Annotated in this window: 15 protein-coding genes; 8 read left to right on the forward strand and 7 right to left on the reverse strand. The window is 67.2% G+C overall.

Annotated features, from left to right (window positions below; translation table 11 throughout):
- Positions 1 to 78: 78 nt before the first annotated feature.
- Complete coding sequence (gene mtgA, locus FHT98_RS06740; protein WP_091856952.1) at positions 79 to 747, forward strand: monofunctional biosynthetic peptidoglycan transglycosylase; 669 nt, start codon at positions 79 to 81, stop codon at positions 745 to 747.
- 151 nt (positions 748 to 898) lie between these two features.
- Positions 899 to 1084: a 50S ribosomal protein L32 gene (rpmF, locus tag FHT98_RS06745; RefSeq protein WP_047582212.1), complete on the forward strand. Its 186-nt coding sequence runs from the start codon at positions 899 to 901 to the stop codon at positions 1082 to 1084.
- 85 nt (positions 1085 to 1169) lie between these two features.
- Here rpmF and FHT98_RS06750 read toward each other — a convergent pair whose 3' ends face one another.
- On the reverse strand, positions 1170 to 1382 hold the full coding sequence (locus FHT98_RS06750) for a hypothetical protein (protein ID WP_113585819.1): 213 nt from the start codon (positions 1380 to 1382) through the stop codon (positions 1170 to 1172).
- 172 nt (positions 1383 to 1554) lie between these two features.
- Between FHT98_RS06750 and FHT98_RS26150 the strand changes: the two genes are divergently transcribed.
- Together FHT98_RS26150 and FHT98_RS06765 are read left to right on the forward strand one after the other, a co-directional pair.
- Entirely contained in the window at positions 1555 to 3246 is a 1692-nt protein-coding gene (locus FHT98_RS26150; protein WP_185745087.1) for an EAL domain-containing protein, read from the forward strand.
- Positions 3247 to 3570: 324 nt separating this feature from the next.
- Positions 3571 to 5022, forward strand: a complete 1452-nt coding sequence (locus tag FHT98_RS06765) for a DUF1254 domain-containing protein (protein WP_142113243.1) — start codon at positions 3571 to 3573, stop codon at positions 5020 to 5022.
- A gap of 190 nt (positions 5023 to 5212) precedes the next feature.
- On the opposite strand, the gene phaR is transcribed toward FHT98_RS06765, so the two are convergent.
- The gene (phaR, locus tag FHT98_RS06770) at positions 5213 to 5815 is read right to left on the reverse strand and encodes a polyhydroxyalkanoate synthesis repressor PhaR (protein WP_061970046.1); all 603 of its coding nucleotides are present in this window, start codon (positions 5813 to 5815) and stop codon (positions 5213 to 5215) included.
- Between the two features lie 307 nt (positions 5816 to 6122).
- On the opposite strand from phaR, the gene FHT98_RS06775 reads away from it, so the two are divergent.
- From FHT98_RS06775 to phbB, 3 genes are read left to right on the forward strand one after another with little or no spacing between them, the layout of a single operon-like run.
- Positions 6123 to 7301, forward strand: a complete 1179-nt coding sequence (locus FHT98_RS06775) for an acetyl-CoA C-acetyltransferase (protein WP_061970048.1) — start codon at positions 6123 to 6125, stop codon at positions 7299 to 7301.
- Positions 7302 to 7318: 17 nt separating this feature from the next.
- Positions 7319 to 7534, forward strand: coding sequence for a DUF1737 domain-containing protein (locus FHT98_RS06780; protein WP_142113245.1), 216 nt, complete (start codon positions 7319 to 7321; stop codon positions 7532 to 7534).
- Between the two features lie 43 nt (positions 7535 to 7577).
- Entirely contained in the window at positions 7578 to 8303 is a 726-nt protein-coding gene (phbB, locus tag FHT98_RS06785) for an acetoacetyl-CoA reductase (RefSeq protein ID WP_061970051.1), read from the forward strand.
- A 70-nt stretch (positions 8304 to 8373) separates the two neighbouring features.
- On the opposite strand, the gene FHT98_RS06790 is transcribed toward phbB, so the two are convergent.
- Entirely contained in the window at positions 8374 to 9612 is a 1239-nt protein-coding gene (locus FHT98_RS06790) for an MFS transporter (protein WP_142113247.1), read from the reverse strand.
- 135 nt (positions 9613 to 9747) lie between these two features.
- Positions 9748 to 10950 (reverse strand): MFS transporter, encoded by a 1203-nt coding sequence (locus FHT98_RS06795; RefSeq protein ID WP_061970055.1) that lies wholly within the window; start codon positions 10948 to 10950, stop codon positions 9748 to 9750.
- Positions 10951 to 11154: 204 nt separating this feature from the next.
- Between FHT98_RS06795 and yddG the strand changes: the two genes are divergently transcribed.
- Positions 11155 to 12012 carry an aromatic amino acid exporter YddG gene (gene yddG, locus FHT98_RS06800; protein ID WP_142113249.1) on the forward strand — a complete coding sequence of 286 codons (858 nt, stop codon included), beginning with the start codon at positions 11155 to 11157 and terminating at the stop codon, positions 12010 to 12012.
- A gap of 104 nt (positions 12013 to 12116) precedes the next feature.
- Here yddG and FHT98_RS06805 read toward each other — a convergent pair whose 3' ends face one another.
- The 3 genes from FHT98_RS06805 to lptM form a co-directional block, all read right to left on the reverse strand.
- Entirely contained in the window at positions 12117 to 14834 is a 2718-nt protein-coding gene (locus tag FHT98_RS06805; protein WP_142113251.1) for a TIGR02302 family protein, read from the reverse strand.
- Positions 14835 to 14969: 135 nt separating this feature from the next.
- Positions 14970 to 16259: a diaminopimelate decarboxylase gene (lysA, locus tag FHT98_RS06810; RefSeq protein WP_142113253.1), complete on the reverse strand. Its 1290-nt coding sequence runs from the start codon at positions 16257 to 16259 to the stop codon at positions 14970 to 14972.
- A 140-nt stretch (positions 16260 to 16399) separates the two neighbouring features.
- Entirely contained in the window at positions 16400 to 16663 is a 264-nt protein-coding gene (lptM, locus tag FHT98_RS06815) for an LPS translocon maturation chaperone LptM (protein ID WP_061970061.1), read from the reverse strand.
- Positions 16664 to 16739: the final 76 nt, after the last annotated feature.

Consider the following 16739-nt stretch of genomic DNA (forward strand, 5'->3'; position numbering starts at 1 on the left):
CCACATCGTCAAGCTGCGCCGCCTCGGCTCGGGCCGTCATGCCCGGGGCGATCGCGTGGCGTGGGAGGGTGAAGCAAGGTGCTGGGTAGGATTCTCGGCCTGTGCTTCCGGCTCGCCCTCTGGCTGCTCCTCGCCCTTGCGGCGTTGATCCTGCTCTACCGGTTCGTGCCGGTGCCCTCGACCCTGATGCTCGGCCGCTGGCTGGTGCTGAAGCCGGTCGAGCGCGACTGGGTACCGCTCGACCAGATCTCGCCGCATCTCGTACGCGCCGTCATCGCCTCGGAGGACCAGCGCTTCTGCAGCCATGGCGGCGTCGACTGGGTCGAGCTCAACAAGGTGCTGGAGAACGAGGACGGGCCGAGCCGCGGCGCCTCGACCCTGACCATGCAGACCGCCAAGAACGTCTTCCTCTGGCCGGGCCGCTCCTATATCCGCAAGGGCATGGAGATCCCGCTCGCGATCGCCATCGACCTCGCCTGGTCGAAGCCGCGTGTCATCGAGGTCTATCTCAACATCGCCGAGTGGGGCGACGGCCTGTTCGGGGCCGAGGCCGCCGCGCAGCGCTATTTCCGCAAATCCGCCGCGCGCCTGACGCCGGCCGAAGCCGCCCGGCTCGCCGGCGCCCTGCCCAATCCGCTCCTGCGCAATCCCGCCAAGCCGAATCGGGCGCTGCAATCGGCCGCCGGCCGCAGCCTGCGCCAGCTCCGCCAGCTCGGATCGCTGGGCGATTGCGCCCTCCCCGGTTGATCCGGGCCGGGCCGGCGAATAAATCCGGATTCGGCACTAGCCATCATGGCCCCGACGGTGTAAGGCCAACGCCTCACGAGATTGATCCGTCGCTGTGGCGGATGCGTGGCCTTGGGCCAGCGTCCGGGCGGTGGCATGATGGAGAAGTACAATGGCCGTTCCGAAGAGAAAGACGTCGCCGTCGAAGCGTGGCATGCGCCGCTCGGCCGACGCCCTGAAGCAGCCCACCTATATCGAGGACAAGAACTCGGGTGAACTGCGCCGTCCGCACCATGTCGACCTGAAGAGCGGCATGTATCGCGGCCGTCAGGTGCTGAAGGTCAAGACCGACGCCTGAGGCGTCCGGTTTTTCGGCACCGGCAGCGATGCCGGCTTGCTGCTGAACGTTTCAGAACCGGCCGCGAGGCCGGTTTTTCTTTGCCTTAGCCTCGGGCAGCCTGCAGACGGGCGCTTCCGATGGGTGCGACAAGCCGCGCCGCCGCCCGGTAGCAGACCGCCGCCGATTGCGGGCTCGCCCGCCCGCGCCGGGCGAAGGGGCCGATCTCGGCCCGCGCCGCAGCCGCCTGCAGGAGCACCAGCGCGGATGCGTTGGCATCGGTGGCATTCCGATCGGTCCGGCTTCCGGCCTCAGTCATGTATCACTCCGGCACAGACGAGTTGTGACGGAAGCCTCGTTGCAAGGGGGCGGCCAATCTTAACGCTGCGTTAAGCAAAAATACCGCATCGTTTCGAAGCACTTCCCATCACATGGACAGCGCGCCGAAGCACCGGAACGGAGCCGCGCAGCCGTCCGATCGAGGCCGAACGATGCCCTCCCCGCCGATCTTCAGCTTCCAGAACGGCGGCCCGGTTGATCCCCGCAGCATCCTCTCCTCGATCGGCGAAGTGGTCTATGGCTGGGATATCCAGAGCGACGCCCTGAGCTGGGGGCCGAATGCAGCCGAAGTCCTCGGCGCGCTTCCCGAACAGGCGATGCAGCGCGGCCTCGCCTTCGCCGGCCTCGTCGAGCCCGGCAGCGGGCCCAGCCGCTACGACGCGATCTTCTGCTCCAGCGAGCACGACGGCGGCGACGGCGTCATCTATCGCACCCGCTATGCGATCGATCTCGCCGGCCGCAAGATGTGGGCCGAGGATACCGGCCGCTGGTTCGCCGGCAGCGACGGCTATCCGGCGAGCGCGCGCGGCGTGCTCCGACTCGAGCGCGCCGCCCGGACCGACGAACTCGAGCAGTTCGGCAGCGAACTCTGCGACCGGCCCGCCCTGGTCGAGCGCATCGGCATGGCCCTGCAGGAGCATCTGCCGGCGGAGCGGCCGGTCGTCGTCCTCGTCGCCGCCATCGACGAGCTCGCCCGCCTCAACGACGATTTCGGCCATGAGGCCACCGACGAGATCATCGTCACCGTGCATGAGCGCCTGCGCTCGGTGACGCGCCGGCGCGACCATCTCGTCCGCTATGCCGGCAACAGCTTCGCGATTCTGCTGGTCGGCTGCCCGCCCGAGCAGGTCGAGCCCGCCGCCCGCCGCTTCATCAAGGTCGTCGCGCAATCGGCAATCGAGACGAGCCGCGGCATCGCCCTGGTGCGGCTGCGCGTCGGCGCCGCCAGCGCGCCCGAGCTCGGCAGCCATGGCGGCGCGCTGCTGGCCGCAGCGGAAGGGGCGCTGGCCAGCGCCCGCGCCGGGGCCGTCGACACCGCCGTGATGGCCAGGCCCCAGCAGCGGCGCAGCCCCGGCACCGAGCAGACCGGCTTCGACGTGCAGGCCATCGCCGCCCTGAACGAACGCCGCGTGCGCCTAGCGCTGCAGCCGATCGTCAGAACGGCCTCGCGCGAAATCGCCTTCCACGAAGCGCTGCTGCGCGTCGGCCAGGGCGATACCGGCCTCTACTTCGCCTCGGCCGAGCTCATCCCGATGCTGGAGCGGCGCGGGCTCGTGCGACTGTTCGACCAGCGCGTGCTGGAACTCGCGATCGAGATGCTCGGCGCCGATCCGAAGCTCACCCTCTCGGTGAACGTCTCGCCGCGTTCCCTCAACGACCCCGAATGGTTCGACGCCTTCATCGCCTGCACCGGCGCCGCCCGGGACAAAGCTTCGCGCCTGATCGTCGAGGTCACGGAAACCTCGACGATCGACAATCCCGCCCGCATCGCCAAATTGCTGCGACGGATCAAGGAGCAGGGCGCGCGCATCGCTATCGACGATTTCGGTGCCGGCCACACCTCGCTGCGGCATCTGCGCGCCTTCCCGATCGACATCCTCAAGATCGACGGCGCCTTCACCCAGAACCTGCGCCGCTCGACCGACGACCGCTTCTATGTCCGCACGCTGGTCGAGCTCGCCGGCCATCTCGGCGTCGAGACGGTGGCCGAATGGGTCGATGACGAGATGCAGGCGAGCATGCTGCGCGACTGGGGCGTCACCTATCTGCAGGGCCATCTCGTCGGCCGGGCCGAAGTGGCCGAGCCGCCGCAGGCTGCGCCCCGACGGCTCGCGGCCGGCTGAGGCAGGCGCGGTTTTGGAGTGCGTTTCCAGCGTTTGACCGAGGACAGCTAACGACCCGAAGCAGACCTTCGAGAGGGCCGCTTCCGGGCGGGCCCATTCATGCACCACTCGGCACGCGTCAATCCGATTTACGGTTGTTGGAAAGCTGCGCTAGCTTCCCGGCCTTGATGTCGGAATCTTCACTGTTCGGTTCAAGGCAGCCGACGTCGTCCGCAACGTGCTGCTCCGACAACTCGCGATCATGAACTGCGTCAACCCGGTTTTGAGCGATACAGGCTCGCGTTCGCGCCGACTAATCCAAGCGGCGATCATCTGGAGGCAGACATGCAGATGACTTGGCTCAAGACGGCATGCATCGCCGCAATTCTCGCCGGTAGCCCCGGCCTCGCGCTTGCCCAAACGCAGCCCGTCTCCGGCAACACGCGCGCCTCGGCGCAACCCTCGACCATCTCCGAACAGGAAGCCTCCGGGATCGCGAAGGACGCCTATGTCTTCGCCTATCCGCTGATGCTGACGCACGCTACCTTGCAAAAGCTCGGCAACTTCGCCGTGGCGCCTCCTGGCGACGCCTTCGGTCCACCGAACCAATTCCATCACGCCCGGGCCTTTCCGAAGGCCGACGACAAGATCGTCATCCGCACGAATGTCGACACGCTCTATTCGGCCGCCACGCTCGACCTGAAGGCCGAACCGATGGTGCTGTCGGTCCCGGCGACCGACCGCTATTTTCAACTGCCGATGCTGAGCCTGTGGACCGATGTGTTCGCCGTGCCCGGCACCCGTACTACTGGCAAGAACACGGCCCGCAACTTCCTCGTCGTCGGACCCGGCTGGCGCGGCAAGGCCCCGGCGGGGCTGGAGATCATCCGGAGCCCGACACGCTATGTCTGGATCATCGGCCGGACGCAGACCAATGGTCCGTCGGACTACGAGAACGTCCATAAGGTTCAGGATGCGATGGGCCTGAGGCCGCTCTCGGCCTGGGGCAAGAGCAAGTACGTGCCGCCGAAGGGCAAGGTCGATCCCAGCATCGACATGCGGGCCGATCCGCCGTCCGTAGTCGACAAGATGGACGCTGCGACGTTCTACAGCCGCTTCGCCGAACTGCTCAAGGACAACCCGCCGAACCCGGTCGACTATCCGATGATCCACCGCCTGGAGCGGATCGGCTTCAAGGTCGGCCAGAGTTTCGATCTCGCGAAGCTGCCAGCGGCCACACGCCAGGCCCTGGAGCGCGGCTATGCCGATGGCAAGGCGCTGGTGGTCGCCGAGGGCAAGAAGGAGGCCGGTATTGGGCGCAAGGGCTGGGTCTACACCACCCGCAGCGGCACCTACGGCACGGACTATCTCTACCGCGCGGCGATCGCGCAGTGTTGCGTCGGGGAGAACCTACCGCAGGATGCGGTCTATCCGTCGTTGTCGAGCGATGCCGAAGGCCAGCCGCTCAATGGCAACAGCAACTACGTGCTGCATTTCGATAAGGGCAAGGCGCCGCCGGTCGACGCTTTTTGGTCGGTGACCGCTTATGACATCGAGGGTTATTTCATCCCCAACGAGCTGAAGCGCTCTGCCATCGGCGATCGCGACAAGCTCGTGACCAACCCTGACGGCTCGCTCGATATCTACATCCAGGCGCAGTCGCCCGGGAAGGACAAGGAGGCCAACTGGCTCCCGGTCGCGAAGGCACCGTTCACGTTGCTCATGCGGCTCTATTCGCCACGTGAGGAGTTCCTTGAGGGCAAATGGTCGCCGCCTGCCGTCAAGCAAGGAAACTGAACGGCAGTTCCGTTCCGCCTAAGACTGGCGATCGGAACTAACCATGAAAAGGAAGCGGGCGGGAACGGGCTGGCTGATCCCTCAGAGGTCCGCTTCCGACCCAGCTCAGACATTCAAGACATCGACTATCCGCCCAAAAAAACCGCGCCCTCGTCTCCCGAGAGCGTGGCTCAAAATCGTCAGGCCAGCCTCAGCGCGAGCGCGACAGCTTGTCCAGGCGCTCGCGCATCTCGTTGAGCTCGCGCTTGAGATCGCCGAGATCGCCGCTGCCGGCTTCCGCCGCGGGCTTCGCGCCGGCGGCTGCTTCCTGCTTGGCCTGCGCCACCGCGGTGAACGGATTGAACAGCCGGAAGGCTTCCTGGAAGATCTGCATGTTCGCCCGCGTCTGCGCCTGGATGGCGTCGAGCGCGTTGCCGCTGAAGGCCGTTCCGCCGAAGGCCTTGGTCATCTGCTCGCGGAACTTGCTCTGCTCCTGCGTGAAGTTCTCCATCGAGAATTCCAGGTAGCGCGGCACCAGCGCCTGCATGCTGTCGCCGTACAGGCGAATGAGCTGACGCAGGAACGCGATCGGCAGCAGGTTCTGCCCGTCCTTGGCTTCCTCGTCGAAGATGATCTGCGCCAGCACCGAGCGGGTGATGTCCTCGCCTGACTTGGCGTCATAGACGACGAAATCCTCGCCCGAGCGCACGAGCCCGGCGAGATCCTCCAGGGTCACATAGGAGCTGGTGCCCGTATGATAGAGACGCCGGTTGGCGTATTTCTTGATGACGGTCGGTTCTTTGTCGCTGGCCATCGGTCCTGCTTGACGTTGATCCGCGGCCGCCAGTGGTTCCGGCGTGCTCGGCGAAACGGTCTCCCATGACGCGACGATAGCCTGTCGGTGCTGCACCGCAAGCTCTTTGAGCGGGCGCTGCAAAAAACCACCGAAGGCCCTGCAACCACAGCGATAGCCCCTCCCTTGCGTCACCTCGGTGAAGATGCCTCGGTCGATTTAGCCTCTCGCCTGTCTTGACGGCGTCGCGGCAGGCTTCGAAGGTGGCGGGGAACGGTTGGGCCGGCGGGAGCGGTGCAGCCGCAACAACAAAGCGAGGATACCTCTCATGGCAGATTCGGATATCGTGATCGTCGGTGCGGCCCGCACTGCGGTCGGCGCCTTCAGCGGCGCTTTTGCCAACACTCCCGCCCATGATCTCGGCGCCGTCGCGATCAAGGAAGCCCTGCGCCGCGCCAAGGTCGAAGCGGCCGAGGTCGACGAGGTCGTGCTCGGCCAGGTGCTCGCCGCCGGCCAGGGCCAGAACCCGGCTCGCCAGGCCGCGATGGCCGCGGGCATCCCGCAGGAGAAAACCGCCTGGGGCCTCAACCAGCTCTGCGGCTCGGGCCTGCGCACCGTCGCCATCGGCCTGCAGCAGATCGCCAACGGCGATGCCGACATCATCGTCGCCGGCGGCATGGAGTCGATGTCGCTCGCCCCGCACGCCGCCTATATGCGCGCCGGCACCAAGATGGGCGACGTCAAATTCACCGACACGATGATCAAGGACGGCCTCTGGGACGCCTTCCACGGCTATCACATGGGCACGACCGCCGAGAACGTCGCGACCAAGTACCAGATCAGCCGCGAGGAGCAGGACCGCTTCGCCGTCGCCTCGCAGAACAAGGCCGAGGCCGCCCAGAAGGCCGGCCGGTTCAAGGACGAGATCGCGCCGGTCACCATCTCGACCCGCAAGGGCGACATCGTCGTCGACAGCGACGAGTATCCGCGCCACGGCGCCACGGTCGAGGCCATGGCCAAGCTCCGGCCCGCCTTCTCGAAGGACGGCACGGTAACCGCCGGCAATGCGTCGGGCCTCAATGACGGCGCCGCCGCGCTGGTCATCATGACGGCCAAGGAAGCGGCCCGCCGCGGCCTCACCCCGCTCGCCCGCATCGCCTCCTGGGCGACGGCCGGCGTCGACCCGCAGATCATGGGCACCGGCCCGATCCCCTCGACCCGCAAGGCGCTCGAGAAGGCCGGCTGGAAGGTCGGCGATCTCGATCTCGTCGAGGCCAACGAGGCCTTCGCCGCGCAGGCGCTGGCAGTCAACAAGGACCTCGGCTGGAACCCGGACATCGTCAACGTCAATGGCGGTGCGATCGCGATCGGCCATCCGATCGGTGCGTCGGGCGCGCGCGTGCTGGTGACGCTGCTGCACGAGATGGCCAAGCGCGACGCCAAGAAGGGCCTCGCCACGCTCTGCATCGGCGGCGGCATGGGCGTCGCCATGGCCGTGGAGCGCTGAGAAGAAGCGCCCCGCCCATGGCGAAGCGCACGACGCTCTACCGCTACCTCACCGGCCCCGATGACGCCTCCTTCTGTCATCGGGTTTCCGAAGCGCTGAGCCTCGGCTGGTCGCTCTACGGCCAGCCCACCCTGACCTTCGACACGGTCCAGGGCCGGGTCATCTGTGGCCAGGCCATCATCAAGGACGTGGACGCGGCCTACGCGCCCACCCTGAAACTGTCTGAACAATAACGGCGGCAAGCCGGAAGACGCTCACTGAAAGGGAGACTGGCCTATGGCGAAGGTGGCATTGGTTACGGGCGGTTCGCGCGGTATCGGCGCGGCGATCTCGAAGGGTCTGAAGGCGGCCGGCTACAGCGTCGCCGCGAGCTATGCCGGCAATGACGAGGCTGCGGCCAAGTTCACCGCCGAGACCGGCATCAAGACCTATAAATGGGACGTCTCGGACTATGATTCCTGCGTCGCCGGCATCGCCAAGGTCGAGGCCGATCTCGGCCCGGTCGATATCCTGGTCAACAATGCCGGCATCACCCGCGACGGCATGTTCCATAAGATGACCAAGGAGCAGTGGGACGCGGTGATCAACACCAACCTGAACTCGCTGTTCAACATGACCCGCCCGGTCTGGGAAGGCATGCGCGCCCGCAAGTTCGGCCGCGTCATCTGCATCTCCTCGATCAACGGCCAGAAGGGCCAGATGGGCCAGGTGAACTATTCCGCCGCCAAGGCCGGCGATATCGGCTTCGTCAAGGCGCTGGCCCAGGAAGGCGCCCGCGCCGGCATTACCGTCAACGCGATCTGCCCCGGCTATATCGCGACCGAGATGGTCAAGGCGATCGACCCGGCCGTGATCGAGAAGTCGATCCTGCCGCATATCCCGGTCGGCCGCCTCGGCGAGCCCGAGGAGATCGCGCGCGCGGTCGTGTTCCTGGCGGGTGACGATGCCGGCTTCATCACCGGCTCGACCCTCTCCGCCAATGGCGGCCAGTACATGGCCTGAGCGCGCCAGTCACACCCTATCGAGCATTTGGGACCGCCGCCCGGCAACGGGCGGCGGTCCTGCTTTTCGGTCAGGCCATGGCGGGACGGGGTGTGCCGTCGAGCTCCGTCGCCTCGGGCGTCTGCGTGATCCCCGGATTGAGCGGGTCGATGACTTCGAAGGGCCGCTCGACCTTGTCCGGAGCCTCGCGCATCCGCATCCGCAGACCGGCGAAACCCGCGAGCACGAGCGCGATCGCCGCCATGAAATAGAGCAGCCCGTCGATGTCGAAGCGCGCCATGATGCCCGCACCGACCAGAGGCCCGAGCGCCGAGCCGAAGCCGCTGACCAGGATCAATCGTCCGCTGACCGCAACCACTCGGTCGGCCGGCATCCGGTCGAGCGCATGGGCGACGCAGACCGGATAGAGCGTCGACATGAAGCCGCCGAGCAGCGCCGCCACCGGCAGCACCGCGAGGAGCGAGCGCGGCATCGCCACCAGCAGGATCACGGCCACCGCATAGCCGACCGCCAACCCTGCCAGCACGAGGCGGCGGTCATTACGATCAGATAGGCGCCCGACCGGCACCTGGAAGGCGAGCCCGCCCAGCACCGCGACCAGCATGAACAGTGCAATCGTCTGCTGCGGCGCGCCGTTGCTGAGCATCCAGGCCGGCACCAGCGCGTAGAAGGCGCTGGTCACGATGCCGCTGACCACGCAGCCGACGACCGAGATCGGGGCCTGCCGGGAGAGCTCGCCGTAGCGCAGCTTCGCCTCAGGCTTGAGGCCAGGCGCTTCCGCCCGCGTCGTGCTGACCATGACCAGAGCCAGCGCGAAGAGCGCGATGACGACCTGGAACGCCCCCGCCGCCTGAATCGTGAGCCCGGCCACCGCAAGCTGGCCGATCGCCAGCGCCACAAAGGTCCCGACCATATAGGTCGAGAAGATGCGACCGCGTTGGTCCGGCATCGCCTTGGCGTTGAGCCAGCTCTCCGTCGTCACGAAGAGCCCGACGCAGCCGATGCCGATCACCATCCGGCAGGTGGCCCAGACCAGCGCCGAGGTCCAGAGCGGCATCAACGCGGTCGCGACCACGACCAGCCCGGCGAAGGCCGTATAGGCGCGAATATGGCCGACGCGCTGGATCACCCCGCCGCTCGACACCGCGCCGATGGTGAAGCCGACGAAATAAGCGCTGAGCACGATGCCGGTCGCAGCCGGGCCGAAATCCTCGAGCGTCAGGCGCAACGACAGGAACGTATTGAAGAAGCCGTTCGCGAGCTGCACCAGACTCGTCGCGGCGATCAGCGTTCCGATCTGAACCAGCATCAGCCAACCTCTGCAGCGGCCGGTCAGCACCCGGCCGGGGAGTGGCCAGCGCTAGCGCGTGAATGTGGGTTCAATGCGTCAGGGCCGCCGGCTGTCGTCGGCGGCCCTGATATAAGCGACGAAAAGCCGTCCCGCTCAGCTCTGCCGGCCGCCCTTCGGCAGCAGGAAGGTCAGCAGGCCGAAGGCCGGCAGCCAGGCACAGATCTTGAACACCTCGATGATGCCGATCTTGTCGGCGAGCAGGCCGATGCCGGCCGCCGCGACACCGCCGAGGCCGAAGGACAGGCCGTAGAACAGCCCGCCGACGAGGCCGACCCGGTGCGGCACGAGATCGATCGCGTAGATCAGGATCGCGGAGAAGGCGCTCGACATGATGAAGGACACGACGATGCTGAGCACGCCGGTCCAGAACAGGTCGGCATGGGGCAGCATCAGCGCGAAGGGCAGCGAACCCAGGATCGACAGCCAGATCACCCGGTCGCGGCCGATCCGGTCGCCGATCATGCCGCCGACGATCACGCCGATGGCGCCGACGACGAGATAGAGGAACAGCATGATCTGCGAGAGCTGGATCTCGATGCCGAAGCGCTCGATCAGGTAGAAGGTGTAATAGGAGGTGAAGGCCGCCGTGTAGCCGTTCTTCGAGATCAGCAGCATGACCAGCACGGCCATCGCCAGCAGCACGCGCCCATGCGGCAGGCCGTGGCTGGCGCTTTCCTCGACATGGGCCGAGGACGATTTCTGCTCGCGCCGCATCGCGGAATAGCGCGCGCCGAGCCAGCCCATCACGAGCATCGCCACCAGTACCACGCCGGAGAACCAGGACAGGCTCTCCTGCCCGCGCGGCATCACCACCGCCGCCGCCAGCAGCGGGCCGACGGAATAACCGATATGGCCGCCGACCTGGAACACGCCCTGCGCCAGGCCCTGACGGCCAGCCGCGGCATGGCGCGCCATCCGCGTCGCCTCCGGATGGAACACGGCCGAGCCCAGGCCGATCAGGCCCGCCGCGAGCAGGACCATCGCGTAGCTATGGGCGAAGGAGAGCATCAGGAGGCCCGCCAGCGTCGAGCACATGCCGGCGACCATCGCATAGGGCCAGGGCTTGCGGTCGGTGACGAAGCCGAGGATCGGCTGCAGCAGCGAAGACGTGACCTGGAAGGCGAGCGTGATCAGGCCGATCTGCACGAAATCGAGCTGATAGTTCTCCTTGAACAGCGGATAGAGCGCCGGGATCATCGACTGGACGAGATCGTTCAGCAGATGCGCGACGCTGAGCGCCGCCAGAACCGGCATCAGCGGACGGCGAGCGACGGATTGCAGCGGGATCGTGGTCATAAAACAGGCAATGAGCCGCCTTTTGCGTGCGGTCAACGGGGCAGAAAGCATGACGCCCATGGCCGCGAGGCTGAGTTGCGGTGCAACATGCACCCGTCATGCTCGGGCTTGACCCGAGCATAACGCCTGGCAGGAACGAAGCGCCCCCATCGGCAAGCCCTGTGAAACCTGCTATCGCCGCGCGATCTTCAAATCCGGCCCGTCATGACCGCCCGCACCGCGACCCTCATCGGCTTCTGCGCCATCCTGCTCTGGTCGACGCTGGCGCTGTTCACGGCGATGTCGGGGCGCGTCCCGCCGTTCCAGCTCGTCGCCATGACTTTCATCATCGGCGGCCTGCTGATCCTCGCGATCACGGCTTTGCGCGGGCAACTCTCGCGCATCCGTCCGACGCCGGCCTCCTTCGCGCTCGGGCTCTACGGCCCGTTCGGCGACACCGCGCTCTATTATGCCGCGGTGAAAACCGCCCCGCCGGCCGAGGCGAACCTGATCCACTATCTCTGGCCGCTTCTGATCGTGCTTTTCGCTGCCTTGCTGCCGGGCGGCGTGCTCAAACCCCGCCACCTCGTCGGCGCGCTGATCGGACTGGTGGCCACCGGCCTCCTCGTCTCGGGCGGCCTCGGAGCCGGCGGCGGACTGGCACTCGGCCATGTGCTGGCAGCGCTCGGCGCCTTCGTCTGGGCGAGCTATTCGGTCGCCTCGCGCCGCTTCGCCAATGTCCCCTCGGAGAGCTTGTGCATCACCGTGCTCGGCTGCGCCGTGCCGGCGCTGGCTTGCCATCTCGCGTTCGAGAGCACGCTCTGGTCGCTGACATCGGTGGAATGGGGCGGCGTGCTCGGCCTCGGCCTCGGCTCGATCGGGCTCGCCTTCGTCGTCTGGGATATCGGCATGAAGCAGGGAGACGTCGCCCTGCTCGGCGTCGCCTCCTATGCCGCGCCGGTACTCTCGACGCTGATCCTCGTGCTGTTCGGCTATGCCCCGGCGAGCTGGCTGCTCGCGGCATCCTGCGCGCTGATCGTCGTGGGAGCACTGGTGGCGAGCGGCGGTGGGCGGAAGACCTAGGACCAGAACGTCATTCTCGGGCTTGCCCCGAGAATCTCGCAACGAGAAGGCTCGCGTTTCCGAGATGCCCGCCACGAGGGCGAGCATGACGGCCTTGCGCTCGCTCAGTTCCGCCTGAGCAACCGCTCCAGATAATCCAGCTCTTCCGTCGGCCTCAAGGGATCACCGAGCCGCTTGCGCAGCTCTTCCAGGATGCGCCGCGCCCGCTGGGTCGCGCTCTCGTCGGCGCCGGGCACCTTGACCCGGCCATCGGCCCAGTCGCGCTGGCGCTGCGGCCGGCCGAGCGGATCCTCGCTGCCGCGCTGCTGCGCCGAAGGCCGGCCCTGCTGCCGTCCGTCCGGCTCGCCATAGGCCTGCCCCTCGCCTTCGCCCTCGCCGGGCTGGCCCTGCATCTGCTGGGCGAGATTCTGGCCACCCTTGCGCAGGGCTTCGAGCGCGCGGCCCTGCGCATCGAGGGCACCTTCGCCCTGGCCCTGGCCGAGCTGCCCTTCCGCCTCGCGCATCGCGTCCTCGGCCTCGTCGAGCTCGCCATTCTGCGGCGCGCCCATGCCGCGCATCCGGCGCTGGAGGTCCTGCAGGCGCTCGCGCAGGGCTTGCTGGCGCTGCGACAGGCCCTGCCCCTGGCCGTTCTGGCCCTGCATGCCCTCGCCGCCTTCGCCGTCCTCGCCCTGCTCGCCGGGCTGCTGCCCCGGCTGCTGGCCGCGCTGGCCCTGTTGACCGCGCTGCCCCTGCTGGCCCTGCTGGCGCTGGCCCGGACGCGCCTGCTGCTGGCCGGGGCGCTGGCCGCGCTGGGTCTGGCCCTGTCCCTGCTGGCGGCGCTGTTCGTTCTGATAGGTCTCGTCGCGCAGGTTCTGCTGATCGCGCGTCATCCGGTCGAGATCGCCGAGTGCCTGGTTCATCTCGCGCTGGCGCGGGTCCTGCTGGCCCGGGCGCGCCATCTGGAGATTGTTGAGCATCCGGTTGAGCTCTTCCATCAGGCGCTGCGCCTCGGCCATGTCGCCGCGCTTCGAGAGTTCCTCGATGCGGTCGAGCATGTTCTGCAGGTCGCGCGGCGTCACCGTGCGGAAATTCTCGGGCAGGCGCGCCTGGTCGCGATCGCCGTTCTGCTGTTGCTGGCGCATCATCTGCTCGGCGAGCTGGCGCATGAAATTGTCCATGGCCCGGCGCATCTCGTCGGTGAGCTTCTTGATTTCCTCCTCGGAAGCGCCACGCTCCAGCGCCTGCTGCAGGTTCTCCTGTGCCTGCCGCAGCGCCCGCTCGGCATCGGACATGTCGCCATCCTCGAGCTGGAGCGCCATCGCCCACATCAGCTCGGAAACCTCGCGCAACTCATCGTCGCTGCCGGACCTGCGCAGGCGCTCGGTCAGCATGCGCATGCCGAGATAGATTCCGGGCTCCTTCATGAAGAGGCCGGGTTCGATCATCAGCGCGTCCATCGCGAGCTGCACCTTGGAGCGGTCCTCGACATCCATGACGAGCTTGCGGCGCTGCTCGACCAGCGCCTTGGCCAGCGGCTTGGTGAAGGTGCGCTGCGGCAGCACGACCTCGAGCGGTTCGCTGCGGCCTTCCTGCCCGGCCTCATCCTTGGCGATCAGCACCATCCTGACCTTGGCGCCGGCCCAGGGATGGGCCGAGAAATCGACCGTGCTCTTGTTCTCCTCCTCGCCCGAGGCGGAGGACGGCACGGCAAGATTCTGCTTCGGCGGCTCGACCAGCGAGCGCCCGCCCTTGGCCACGTCCGGACGCGAGACATTCACCTCGATCGAGGCGATGCCGTAATCGTCCCTGGCCTTGTAGGTGATGCCCAAACCGCCCGATTGCGCGCCGGTGACCGGCTTCGGCGGATCGGCGAAGGCGATGGTCGGCGGTTGGTCAGGGACCGAGGTGATATTGAGCGTGGTGCCGGGCGCACCGCTGCCGGTGAGCTTCAGCGTGCCGTTGCCGGCGAGCGTGAAGCGCTTCTCCAGGACCGCCTGCTGCGGTCCAACCGGTTGAGCGGGCTTCGCTTGGCCATCCTTGGCCTCGCCGTCCTTCGCCTCCGGCTTAATCAGGTCGAGCCGCCCGGTCGTGGCCACATCCATATTGGTCTTGCCGGCGATGCGCACGACGATGACCGATTTCTCCGGCGCGCTCAGATTCGGACTCGCCAGCTTGGCGAAGTCGATCAGGATCGGCGGCAGGCGGGTATAGGCGGGCGGATCGATCCAGGCGTCGATCCGGGTCGAGGCAGCGATCGCGGAGGGGCCCTTCCAGTCGAAAGCGGCGGAAAGGCGCTGCGTGAGTTCGGGCCCGGCGACGAAGAAGCCGGTGATGGCGGCGAGCAGCGGCACGGCGCGCAGCGCCCGCCTGTCGTGGCCTGCCATGCGCGGCTGCGGCGGCTGGACACGCAAGGCGGCGACCTGCCGGCTCTGGCGCTCGACATGCAGCTTCCACAGGGCCTGCGAGACCGGATCGGCCGAGCCGATCGCCAGGCTGTCCTCCAGCGACGAGGCCGGGCGATGGCCATCGACGAAGGACCGGTCGAGCCGGGTCAATGCATCGCGATGCGTCGGCAGGACAAGGCGGGCAACATGCCAGAGGCTGGCGGCGAAAGTCCCTGCGAAGGCGAGAACGCCGACGATCCGGCCATACCAGGGCAGATGCGTCCACAGGCCGAACCAGGAGGCCGCGAGGAAAGCGAGCACGACGCCGAGCGGCAGCCAAAGTCGCGGCCATAGCCGCTCCCAGCCGAGCGAGACGCGCGAGGCCAGCGCGAGACGGGAGAGCCGCTGGCGGATGCCGTCGATCGTGTCGGGCGCCTTGCGGCGCTCTGCCTCGCTCATGCCATCGCTCCGGGCAGCCCCCATTCCTGTCTGAACTCGCCTGACCAAATCAGGCTAGCATGGGAATGTGGCATTGCCAGTGCGAAGACCCGCCAACGCACAGCGCTCCGCCTTTCGTGAACGGAGCGGAACCGATCAGGCAAACCAGCCGGGCAGCTTGTCCGTGCCGATGAGCTCCTCATAGCTCTGGCGCGGCCGCGTCACGGCGTACTGGTCGCCCTTGACCATGACCTCGGCGACCAGCAGGCGCTGGTTATAGGTCGAGGACATCGAAGCGCCGTAAGCGCCGGCCGTCATGAAGGCGATGAGGTCGTTCTGCCGAAGTTGCGGCAGGTTGCGCCCGGTCGTGAAGGTGTCGCCCGATTCGCAGATCGGCCCGACCACGTCATACGCCGCTTCCGGCCCGCCGATCGCCGGCTCCGTCACCGGCCAGATCTCGTGATAGGCCTCGTACATCGCCGGCCGGACGAGATCGTTCATCGCCGCATCGACGACCAGGAACTGCTTGGTCGGGCGCGGATTGAGATGCAGCACCCGCGTCAGCAGGATGCCGGCATTGCCGACGATCAGGCGGCCGGGCTCGAAGCCGAGCTCGACATCGAGCCCCTTGGTCACCTTGGCGACCATCGCGGCATAGGCCTCGATCAGTCCCGGTCCGTAATCGAACGTCCTCGGGATGTCGTAGGGAATGCCGAGCCCGCCGCCGAGATCGAGCCGATCGACCCGGTGGCCCTCGCCCTTCAGGTCGCCGACCAGCGCAACCATCTTGGAATAGGCCGCCTCGAAAGCGTCGATCTCGCCGATCTGGCTGCCGATATGGACGGCAAGGCCCATGATCCGGACGCCTTCCATGTTGGCCGCGCGCGCATAGAGCCGGCCGACCTCCTCGAAGGAAACGCCGAACTTGTTCTCGGAGGAGCCGGTCGTGATCTTGGCATGGCCGCCGGCGCCGATATCGGGATTGACCCGGAACACCGCCTCCTGCCGCTTGCCGAGCGACGCCGCGACCTTGGAGAGCAGGTCGAGCTCGCTCTCGCTCTCGATATTGACCTGATAGAGCCCGGCCTCGACCGCGAAGCGCAGTTCCTGCTCGCTCTTGCCGACGCCGGAGAAGACGATCTTCTCCGGCGGAATGCCGGCGGCCAGCGCCTTGCGCACCTCGCCTTCGGAGACGGTGTCGATGCCGGCGCCGAGCGCGCCCAGCGTCTTCAGCACGCCGAGATTGCCGTTCGCCTTCATGGCGTAGAAGACATGGGTCTTGCCGGCCGGCGCGGTCGTCTTCATCGCCGCCTCGAACAGCTTGTAATGCCGCTCGATCGTCGCGCTCGAATAGACATAAACCGGCGTGCCGACCTCGGCCGCGATCCGCTGAAGATCGACGCCCTCGGCATGGAGCGAGCCGTCGCGATAGGCGAAATGATGCATGGGATGAGCTCGCAGTCAGGCTAGGCGGTCGGCGTTCCCGGGCGAAGCGATGCGCAGAGCCCAAAGAACCTTTTTCAGGAGATGCCCGGGTCAAGCCCGAGCATGACGCGTGATGTGGGATATCCCGACGGCGTCGGCCGTCACATCAGCGGATCGAGAACGAAAGGCTTGTTCGGGATGACGATCGCCTTGTTGGTCTTGGCCGGCTTCGCCAGCACGGAGGCCGAGCCCAGGGAGGCGGGATCGTTCTCCTTGGCGCCGATCTGGTCGTCCGGCAGGTCGATGGCGCCGGTCGCATTGGGCGGCGCCTCCAGCGGCCCCTTGCGCCCGCAGGCGCCGAGCGCAACGGCCAGGAGACCGACGACCAGCAAGGTGCGGCCGAGTTTCAGGCGGGAATCAAGCACGAAAACGAACCCTCGGGGCGAAACGTGGCGGGACCTTAGCGGAGGATGCGGCGGAGCGCGAGACTCTCCGCCGCTT

Origin of the sequence: Allobosea sp. AK1 (assembly GCF_006714945.1) — a bacterium.
Taxonomy (GTDB): Bacteria; Pseudomonadota; Alphaproteobacteria; order Rhizobiales; family Beijerinckiaceae; genus Allobosea; species Allobosea robiniae.